Source organism: Clostridium sp. D43t1_170807_H7, assembly GCF_015555905.1.
In the GTDB taxonomy this organism is placed as follows: Bacteria; Bacillota; Clostridia; order Clostridiales; family Clostridiaceae; genus Clostridium.
In genome coordinates, this window is record NZ_JADNLK010000005.1 from 156,030 (window position 1) to 165,555 (window position 9,526).

The window sequence follows — 9,526 nt, forward strand, 5'->3', positions numbered from 1 at the left end:
AGCAACTGGTGCAACAGGAGCAACAGGAGCACAAGGTGTTCAAGGTATTCAAGGACCAACAGGACCAACAGGTGCAACAGGAGCAACTGGTGCAACAGGAGCAACAGGAGCAACAGGAGTACAAGGTGTTCAAGGTATTCAAGGGCCAACAGGACCAACAGGAGCAACAGGACCACAAGGAGCAACAGGAGCAACAGGGCCACAAGGTTTACAAGGTATTCAAGGAGCAACTGGAGTAACTGGAGCACAAGGTGTTCAAGGTATTCAAGGTATTCAAGGACCAACAGGACCAACCGGAGCAACAGGAGCAACTGGTGCACAAGGGGCAATAGGACCAAGAGGATCAACAGGGCCAACCGGAGCAACAGGAGCAACCGGAGCAACCGGAGCAACAGGTGCAACAGGTGCACAAGGTGTTCAAGGTTTACAAGGTATTCAAGGTGAAAGAGGACAACAAGGACCAATAGGACGAACAGGAGCAACCGGAGCAACCGGAGCAACAGGAGCAACCGGAGCAACAGGTGCAACAGGAGCACAAGGTGCAACAGGAGCAGCCGGAGCAGTAGGTCCAACAGGACCACAAGGTGTTCAAGGTATTCAAGGTATTCAAGGAGAAAGGGGACCACAAGGAGTAACAGGAGCAACAGGAGCAACTGGAGCAACAGGAGCAACAGGAGCAACAGGAGCAACAGGTCCACAAGGTGTTCAAGGTATTCAAGGTGTTCAAGGTGAAAGGGGACCACAAGGAGTAACAGGAGCAACAGGAGCAACAGGTGCAACAGGAGCAACCGGAGCAACAGGAGCAACCGGAGCAACAGGTCCATCAGGAACTATAGGTGACTATGGAGTAATGTTTAGGGAATTTGGAAATGCTCAAACAGTATCATATGCAAATCATGTAAGTTTCCCAGAAAATCAAATTACAGGAAATAGTATAAATCATGTTGAAAATAGTACTGATATAGAATTAGATGGAAATAAATCATATTTTGTTAAGTATACAGTATCTTATTCAACTAATGAATGTGGCTCTGGATCATCTAGGGATAGTAAAGATATTATTTTTGCATTAACAGATGTTAATGGTATGGTTATCTCAGGTAGTGAGCATATAGCATCAATTTCAAGGGATGTATATGCTAATAGTATTTCACTTGGTGTAATAATAACTCCAGATGAAGATTATATTGTAAGATTAACTAATTTAACTCAAGATCTTAAGAGTATTACAGTTAATGCAGCAACAGTAACAGTAATTAGATTAGCTTAAAATATTATTTATTTAGATAGTATAGTTTTAAGGAGAGTATAAATATTTGTGTAAAAAACAAATATTTATACTCTCCCCTAATTTTATTAATTATCTGTATTTTCAGTATTTGTTGAATTATTTTCATCTTGAGAAGTATCTGTATTTGCTCTTGTAGAAGTTGTAGTGTCTTCTAGGTTAGGCACAGTTTCATCAGTGGTACCTTCTGTATTCAAGTTATCATCAGTTGGTATAGTTGAATCTGGATTTTCAGAACCTCCTATAATTGTAGGATTAACTTGCTCTGTAGAATTTTCATTATTTTCCGATTCAGTTGTATCAGAGTTAGTATTAAATAAACCAGTAAACCAATTCCAAATTCTCTCGAAAAATCCTTGAGTTTCTTCAGCAGTTGGTAACTTTATAGCATTTTTATCAGTTGCATCAACTACAACATTATCACCCAAAAGGTCATCATTAGTTGTTTCTAATATACCTAAATCTTTATCATTATTATTAAATAATCCACTGAACCAATCACCAATTCCAGTAAACCATTCTTTTATAGAATCAAGTACGCCTGTTGATACTTTTTCACCCATTTCATCAAGTTTTTCATTAACAACATCTTTAACACTATTTAAAGCATCCTTCATTTCTTTATAATCATAATCTTGTTCGGCAACTTTAGTCATTAAGCTTTCTAATTGTTGTTGTTGTTCAGGTGTTAAAGTAACATTGTAATTATTAGTAACATTATTTATTGTATCAGCTATTTGTATAGTATCTTGAGTATTATTTTTAATTATTTCTGTCTTAATATCATTTATTACACCAGTAGCTTTATCTTGTCCAATATCTTGACCTAAATCACCAGTTATAACCAATTCTTCAGATGCAATTTCTTTTTTTGTTTCATCAAGTGGTTCTCCAGTAGCATCTTCAAAAGCCTTCATTATTCCAGTTAAAGCTCCAGTACCACTTACTCCTCCTGATAGTGGAGTCATTGCAATTACGTTTGCATCAGTAATTCCACATGTTGTAAGTGTACTTGCTATCATTGAAGATGTAACATAAGTCAAGTTTACAGTTTTAACATTAAGGCCATTACCTTTTGAAGTTGGTTGCACATATGCACAAGAATAAGTTCTTGTACCAAGTTGTGCTTCTGTAGCAACTCCTTCTAGATACTTTCTTTCCTCTTGATTATTTACTTCTAATATAACTACTTCATTTTCTTTTACTCCAAAGTAATCTAAAACTATTTGTTTTTGTTCAGCAGATAGGTTTGTCCCTAAAGTTACTACATTAGCACCATCAGCGTATGCGGTACTTACATTTCCTAAAATAATTACACCACATATAAGTAATGCTGAAATTCTTTTCTTTAATCCCATAATTATCTCCTTTTTAAATAAATTATTTCAATATGAGGTAATAAAATTACCAAATGGAATTAGGTAGTTAAAGCAGTATGTATTACCTATTTCATAAATTATATCTGATTATTTTATTAAAATCAAACGAACAGTTTCTTAAAAAAAATTCACATAAGACTAAAATATGAAGTATGATATAATGAGTAAATAAACAAAAGAAATTTAGTGAGGTGACAAGTTTGGCTAAAGTTATAGTTGTTGGGGGAGGTCCTGCTGGTATTATGGCAGCTCTTAGTGCAGCAAAAAATAATGAGGTTACATTAATAGAAAGAAATAAAGAAATTGGTATGAAGCTAAGACTTACTGGTGGAGGTCGTTGTAACATAACTAATAATAGGGATATAGAGGAGTTTTTTGATAAGATAGTAAATAATAAGAAGTTTTTATATAGTGCTTTATATACATTTTCAAACTATTCACTTTTAGAATACTTTAGTAATAATGGCCTTGAATATAAAGTTGAGCTTGATGAAAAAGTATATACAAAAAGTGATAAGGCAGATGAAGTTATAGAATTATTAAGAAATGATTTACAAAAGAATAAAGTAAAAGTTATATATAACACTATGATAAGTGACCTAGTAGTTGAGGATGAAACTATCAAAGGAGTTATAACATCTTATGGTGAAAAAATACTAGGTGATAAGGTTATAATAACAACGGGAGGTAAGAGTTTCCCTCATACTGGATCTGATGGAGCTATGTATGAAGTGTTAGAAAAGCATGGGCATACAATAACTCCAATACATGCAGCTTTAATACCACTTGTTATAAAAGAAGAATTTGTGAAAAAACTACAAGGAGTTGCTATGAAAGATGTAGTAGTTTCTGCTAAACTTAAAAAGAAAAAAATTGAAAAGTTTGGTGATATGTTATTTACTCATTTTGGAATATCAGGCCCTGCAGTTTTAAAACTTTCTTCATATGTAAGCAAAGCTTTAAGTGAAGGTGAAGTAGAAGTAACTTTAGATTTCTTAAAAGATAAATCTAAGGATGAAATTTCTCAAATAATAAGAAGCAACCCTAATAAAACTGTCTTAAATAATTTAAAGGGAGTTTTACCACAAAACTTTTTAAAAGTAGTATTTGAGATGTCAGAATTAACTGAGGTTAAAGCCAGTGATTTAAAGAAGGAAGATGAAAATAAAATAATAGAATATATGAAAGAAATGAAGCTTACCGCAAGAGAAACTTTATCTATAAAAGCTGCACAAGTTACATCTGGTGGAGTTAAGGTAAAGGAAATTAATGCTTCAACAATGGAATCTAAGATAATTAAGGATCTATATTTTGCAGGAGAAGTTATAGATATTGATGCTGAAACAGGTGGATATAATTTGCAAATGGCATTTTCAACAGGTTATTTAGCAGGAACAGACTTTTAATTTAACTATTTAAAAGAAATATAGGAAAGTAGATAAGTTTTGAAGCTTATCTACTTAAATTTTATAGTGTAAAATTTAAATTAATTAACTTAGTATTTAATGTTGTCTTGCACATCCATTAAAGCTTCACCAAATCTTTGGAAATGAACAATTTCTCTTTGTCTTAGAAACTTAAGAATTTCTTTAATATCATGATCATCAGTTAAATTTATAAGCCATTCATAAGTTGCTCTAGCTTTTTGTTCTGCAGCCATATCCTCATGAAGGTCTGCAATAACATCGCCTTTAGCTTGGATATAAGTTGCTGTCCAAGGGTTACCTTGTGCATCAGCATAGTATAAAGCTCTACCATGATCTGTATAATGAGCAGCTAAATCTGCTTTTTTCAAATCTTCTAAAGAAGCATTTGACATTAATTGATAAATCATAGTGGCTATCATTTCAACATGAGCCATTTCTTCAGTACCTATATCAGTTAATAAGCCTTTTGACTTTCCGGTTGGCATAGTATATCTTTGATTTAGATATCTTAAAGCTGCGCTTAATTCACCATCAGGTCCACCATATTGAGATATAAGAAACTTAGCCATTTTTAAGTCGTTACATTTTAAATTAATAGGATACTCTAAAGTTTTAACATAATACCACATAAATTATAAACCTCCTTAATAATTTTCCCAAGGCCAAGGTGATGATATCCAAGCAACTGGATTTTCAAAATAAGCAGAGCCAAAGTTTCTTAATGGACCAAAGTTTTTCTCATAATCCATTATTAAATCATCAAGCTTTTTAGAAATTATTTTATAATCATTTGTTGCTTTTTTATTATTTGGAAAGTTATCAAGATAAAGGTTTAATTCTACTGCGTAAAATTGATATTTTTTTATTTCATCTAATAAATCATTTTCACACATAATAATACCTCCTAATATTTCTTATTATTCTTAGTATAAGGTCTATATAAATCTTTAAATATAGTACCTCTTTTTAATGAAGTTGTAAGGTTTAGAAGACTTTCATATTTTTGTAGAATAATAAAAGCTTTAGCATAATCGTTTTTTTCATATTTGCTCATAGTAATTTCATCCTTTCATAAAGTTTGTTTATTACATAATATGATAGGAGTTGAGGTTATGTTATTACTTTAGAGATGAAATATCTTAAAAATGAGGTATTATTTTTGAAAGGTCTATTTAAAGAATTATAAAACAATAAAAATTAAGAGGTTGCCACATTGTATCAAATAATTTTTTTAAGAGTAAGATGATAGTGAACAGTTTTTTCAGAGGAAAAACAATGGACCAAAATGGTTTTAATAGTTTTGATGATTTAATAAAGTTTTGTAGAAATCTATATGAACAACAATATGATAATCAAGATGATAGTAATGAGAATAGTCAAGAAAATTCAGAACAATGTAATAACTGTAAGTTTGGAAATTCTAATGCAAATGCTAGTGAAAGTTCTAGAAATGCAAATAGTGATATTCCGGGAGGATTTCAAGATATTCCACCACAACTTTTGCTAGTGATTGGGGAATTACTTGGAAATGTTATGGCTGGGAATTTACCATTTAATATTCAAAACGTAGTTGGTAACTGGTTACAATTAGTTGGACAAGCAATCGAAGTCTATAATGCACAACAACAATATTATCAAGGAGGGCCCGGAAGATATTACAACTATATTTATAGAAATGCAGCTAATCCTTTTTGTACTGATGGATCTGATGAAGACCAGGCTAATATCTCGAGTAATAAGAAAAAAACATCAAAAAGTAAAGCAAAGACAAGTTCAGATGAGTCAATTAAAGAGTTGAAAAGCTCTATAAAAGAGTTAAGTAATGAAGTAAGAGAATTAAAAAAAGAAATAGAAGAATTAAAAAAGAAAACATAATAGTAAAGATTGTTTTTATTACTATGTTTTCTTTTTTTATTAAATAACTTTAAATCATAAGTCTAATTTGTAAATGTAATTTAATAAATTAAATTTTAACACTCAACTTAAGTATATAAATTTATTAAAAACAAAGAATAAATTTATTAGCAATTAGAAGGGAAAAATAAAATTTTATGTTTGATTATTTGATTAAAAAGTATAATGTAAATGTTACATCAATGATTAGAAATGGAACTGTCGCAGTAATAACTATGTTAGGAGTTGGAATATTATTTGGAAGTAAAAATGCAATGGTAGCATTTCCTATAGCACTAACCTCTACTGTTATAGGAAGACAGAATTTTTATGTAAAACCTCTTAATAGAATAGCTAGAATATTAGCATTAGATTTAATTATAGTATTAATAGCATTTGTATCAGCTTTAAATATATGGACAGGAATTATAATTGATTTTTTTGCAATATTTTTCATTGTTTATATTGTAACATACCCATATGATGCAACTTTTTATAAACCATTTATAATGCTTTATGTTTTTACTCAGTATGCAAATATTTCAATTTATGAATTACCTAATAGATTATTATCTGTAGTTTTTGGTGCATTAGTTATTATAGCAGGTACATATATAAAAAGGAGCAATGGAAAAGAGATAATGGGGAATAGTGTTAATTCTGCATTTCTTAATATACAAAAACAAATTGAAAATATTCTAGATGGAAAATTTGATGAAAAATTAACTGAAAATTGCTCTAAAATAATGATGGATTTAGTATATAAAGTATATATAACACGCTATAAAAAGTATCTTACTACTAATTTAGGAACTATACAGTTTAAATTATATTTAAACATAGAATATTTAAATATATATCTAAACAAAATATATGAGCATTATGAAAAAAATAGAATCTCTAAGGAGCAAATATTAGACCTTTTATCATTAATTGAATTGATAATAAATTATTCAAAAAATAAATGTAAATTGGAGGATGTAACTTATAAAAGTAAATTTATAAATGAAAAATATAAAAAAGACTCAGCGTTATTTAATGAAATATTGCTTATAGTAACATCTATAGTAGATGAGATTAAAGAAGCAGAAATATTAGATAATAAAGAAGCAGATAAAATCTACAAAGAGTGGGAAAGAACTTACTTAGATAAGCCAAAGGAAATATTTAAGGAATATTTTGTTCCATCATCAATAAGATTTAAATTTGCAATGAGGATGGCAATAACATTAACCTTTTCTATATTTATAGCAGAGCTATTAGGATACTATAAAATTATATGGGCTATCATAACCATAATGTCAATTATGCAACCTTATTATGAAGATACAATTTCAAAAACTAGGGAGAGAATAAAGGGAAATATTATAGCAATTTTATTTACAGGTATAGTAATACATTTGTTTCATACACAATGGGTAACTATTTTAATATTAGTTATATCATTATATTTACTTTATGGATTTAAAGAGTATTATAAAATTTCATTATTTGCAGCTATGGCATCTATTTGCATGTCTTCCCTATCAGTAAGCTTAAATAAACTATTAGTATATAGGATTTTTTATGTAATAATAGGAGTAATAGTAGTTTTATTGGCTAATAAATTTATTTTTCCTTATAGATTGAAAGATGGAATAATGCAGTTAGTAAAAAAAATACTAAAATATGATGAATATTTAGTTGATACTAGCAGGGAGTATTTAAATAAGAGTAAAGGTGATAATTATATTAGAGATTTAATAATACATATTACTCTTTTGACTCAAAAATTATATCTTAGAAATTTACAATATAGAGATGACAACATTGCTGAATTCATTGATAAGAATAATGAATTTGTAGTTAAAATTGGATATAAAGTTTTAATGGTTTATAAGAAAAAATACAATGAAAACATATTTAAATATATAAGCGAATTATATGATGATTTTAACAGTAGTATAAGAATATTAATAAAAAAGATATAGATTAGAAATAGGGGGAACTAATCTATACCTTTTGTGAAGGGAATGATATTAACTAATTACAACACTACTATATTGGTTGGTGTTGTTCTTTATGAATATAAGTATAGTATATTAATATGTCAACTTTATGACAGTTACATGAAAATAAAATGATTATAAAAACAACATAATTTTAAAAATGTTATTTTCTTTTAGATGTATAAGTTATATACATTAAAGAGTATAATAATATAAGGAAAAATTTGGTGATTAAGAAGTGATATAAATGAAAACTAATTTAATAAAAAAAGGTAAAATTAGAGCAATTATAGTTATTTTAGTGATAATTTGTAGCATTATAAATTTTTTAAAAATAAAAAATGATAGTAAAAGATGGGTAGATGCAGATGTTACAGTAAAACTTCCTTTTGAAATAGATATATTAAGTACAGGGAAATCAGATTTTATTTTAATAGAAAGTGAAGAGAAATTTATTGTTATAGATTGTGGATTTTATGAAAATAGTGAAAAAATAAAAGAATTTTTAAATTTTAAAGGCGTAAAAGAAATAGAATATTTGATTTTAACTCATAATGATAAAGATCATATTGGAGGAGCACCTATTATTTTAGATAATTTTAAAATAAATAATTTGGTTCAGGCTGATTATGAAAAAAGTACAGTTCAATATAAAAACTATCTTGAAGCTATTGAGAGAAACAATATAGAACCAATATTGCTCCATAGTAATATAGTAACTAATATAAATGGAGCAAAAATAACAATATATCCAGCGTTAAAAGATAGTTATGATAAATCTAATGATTATTGTATTATAGTTGGAATTGATTATGGAAAATATAGATTTCTATTTGCAGCAGATGCTGAAGATGAACGAATGAAAGAATTCATAAAAGAGAATACTGGAACTTACACTTTTTTAAAAATGGCTCATCATGGAATATATAATGATGAAGTAGGAAACTTTTTAGAGTCAGTTTCACCAAGTTATGCAGCTATAACTTGTTCATATTTTATGTATCCAGATAGAAAGCTTATTTCTTTATTAGAGAAATATAAAATAAAAACATTTTATACAAGCAGTGGGGATATAAGCATTAAAAGTGATGGGGAAAATATATATTTTATTCAAAAATAGTTTAATATGTTAGTGAAAGCTGATAATAAATTAATATGTATTATTAGCTTTCATTTTTATTATAAAAAATATTATATTAAAAAAGTGTTGACATAATGTTAAATATATATTATATTTAATGAGCAAGTTACGCAAAAATTATTTAAATAAGAAATTGATTATGGCCCCTTGGTCAAGCGGTCAAGACACCACCCTTTCACGGTGGTAACAGGGGTTCGATTCCCCTAGGGGTCACCATAAATTAATTTAAATTTGGAAGCATAGCTCAGCTGGGAGAGCATCTGCCTTACAAGCAGAGGGTCACAGGTTCGATCCCTGTTGTTTCCACCAAAGACGAGTAATTATACTCGTCTTTTTTTTAATGTATAGGAAAGTATAAAAATTTCAATGGCTGAAAGTTAGATAAAATCTAGCTTTCAGCCATTTTTTGT

The 9,526-nt window shown here is 29.1% G+C and carries 8 protein-coding genes, 2 tRNA genes and 1 pseudogene; 7 read left to right on the forward strand and 4 right to left on the reverse strand.

Features of this window, described 5'->3' with window-relative positions:
- Positions 1–1,270: pseudogene (locus I2E98_RS04970) on the forward strand (collagen-like protein); the annotation flags it as partial.
- Between the two features lie 86 nt (positions 1,271–1,356).
- Here I2E98_RS04970 and I2E98_RS04975 read toward each other — a convergent pair.
- On the reverse strand, positions 1,357–2,646 hold the full coding sequence (locus tag I2E98_RS04975; protein ID WP_195467857.1) for a DUF1002 domain-containing protein: 1,290 nt from the start codon (positions 2,644–2,646) through the stop codon (positions 1,357–1,359).
- Between the two features lie 221 nt (positions 2,647–2,867).
- On the opposite strand from I2E98_RS04975, the gene I2E98_RS04980 reads away from it, so the two are divergent.
- On the forward strand, positions 2,868–4,073 hold the full coding sequence (locus I2E98_RS04980; protein WP_195467858.1) for an NAD(P)/FAD-dependent oxidoreductase: 1,206 nt from the start codon (positions 2,868–2,870) through the stop codon (positions 4,071–4,073).
- Between the two features lie 89 nt (positions 4,074–4,162).
- Here the strand turns inward: I2E98_RS04980 and I2E98_RS04985 are convergent, their stop codons facing one another.
- From I2E98_RS04985 to I2E98_RS04995, 3 genes are read right to left on the reverse strand one after another with little or no spacing between them, the layout of a single operon-like run.
- Entirely contained in the window at positions 4,163–4,723 is a 561-nt protein-coding gene (locus I2E98_RS04985; RefSeq protein WP_195467859.1) for a manganese catalase family protein, read from the reverse strand.
- A 15-nt stretch (positions 4,724–4,738) separates the two neighbouring features.
- The gene (locus I2E98_RS04990) at positions 4,739–4,987 is read right to left on the reverse strand and encodes a spore coat protein CotJB (RefSeq protein ID WP_195467860.1); all 249 of its coding nucleotides are present in this window, start codon (positions 4,985–4,987) and stop codon (positions 4,739–4,741) included.
- Between the two features lie 11 nt (positions 4,988–4,998).
- Complete coding sequence (locus tag I2E98_RS04995) at positions 4,999–5,148, reverse strand: spore coat associated protein CotJA (RefSeq protein WP_195467861.1); 150 nt, start codon at positions 5,146–5,148, stop codon at positions 4,999–5,001.
- Positions 5,149–5,369: 221 nt separating this feature from the next.
- On the opposite strand from I2E98_RS04995, the gene I2E98_RS05000 reads away from it, so the two are divergent.
- The 5 genes from I2E98_RS05000 (at position 5,370) to I2E98_RS05020 (ending at position 9,425) form a co-directional block, all read left to right on the forward strand.
- The gene (locus I2E98_RS05000; protein ID WP_195467862.1) at positions 5,370–5,969 is read left to right on the forward strand and encodes a hypothetical protein; all 600 of its coding nucleotides are present in this window, start codon (positions 5,370–5,372) and stop codon (positions 5,967–5,969) included.
- Positions 5,970–6,145: 176 nt separating this feature from the next.
- Positions 6,146–7,957 carry an FUSC family protein gene (locus tag I2E98_RS05005; RefSeq protein WP_195467863.1) on the forward strand — a complete coding sequence of 604 codons (1,812 nt, stop codon included), beginning with the start codon at positions 6,146–6,148 and terminating at the stop codon, positions 7,955–7,957.
- A 265-nt stretch (positions 7,958–8,222) separates the two neighbouring features.
- Positions 8,223–9,095 carry an MBL fold metallo-hydrolase gene (locus I2E98_RS05010; RefSeq protein ID WP_195467864.1) on the forward strand — a complete coding sequence of 291 codons (873 nt, stop codon included), beginning with the start codon at positions 8,223–8,225 and terminating at the stop codon, positions 9,093–9,095.
- Positions 9,096–9,257: 162 nt separating this feature from the next.
- A tRNA-Glu gene (locus tag I2E98_RS05015) sits at positions 9,258–9,332 on the forward strand.
- Between the two features lie 17 nt (positions 9,333–9,349).
- Positions 9,350–9,425, forward strand: a tRNA-Val gene (locus tag I2E98_RS05020).
- The last annotated feature ends 101 nt before the right edge of the window (positions 9,426–9,526 follow it).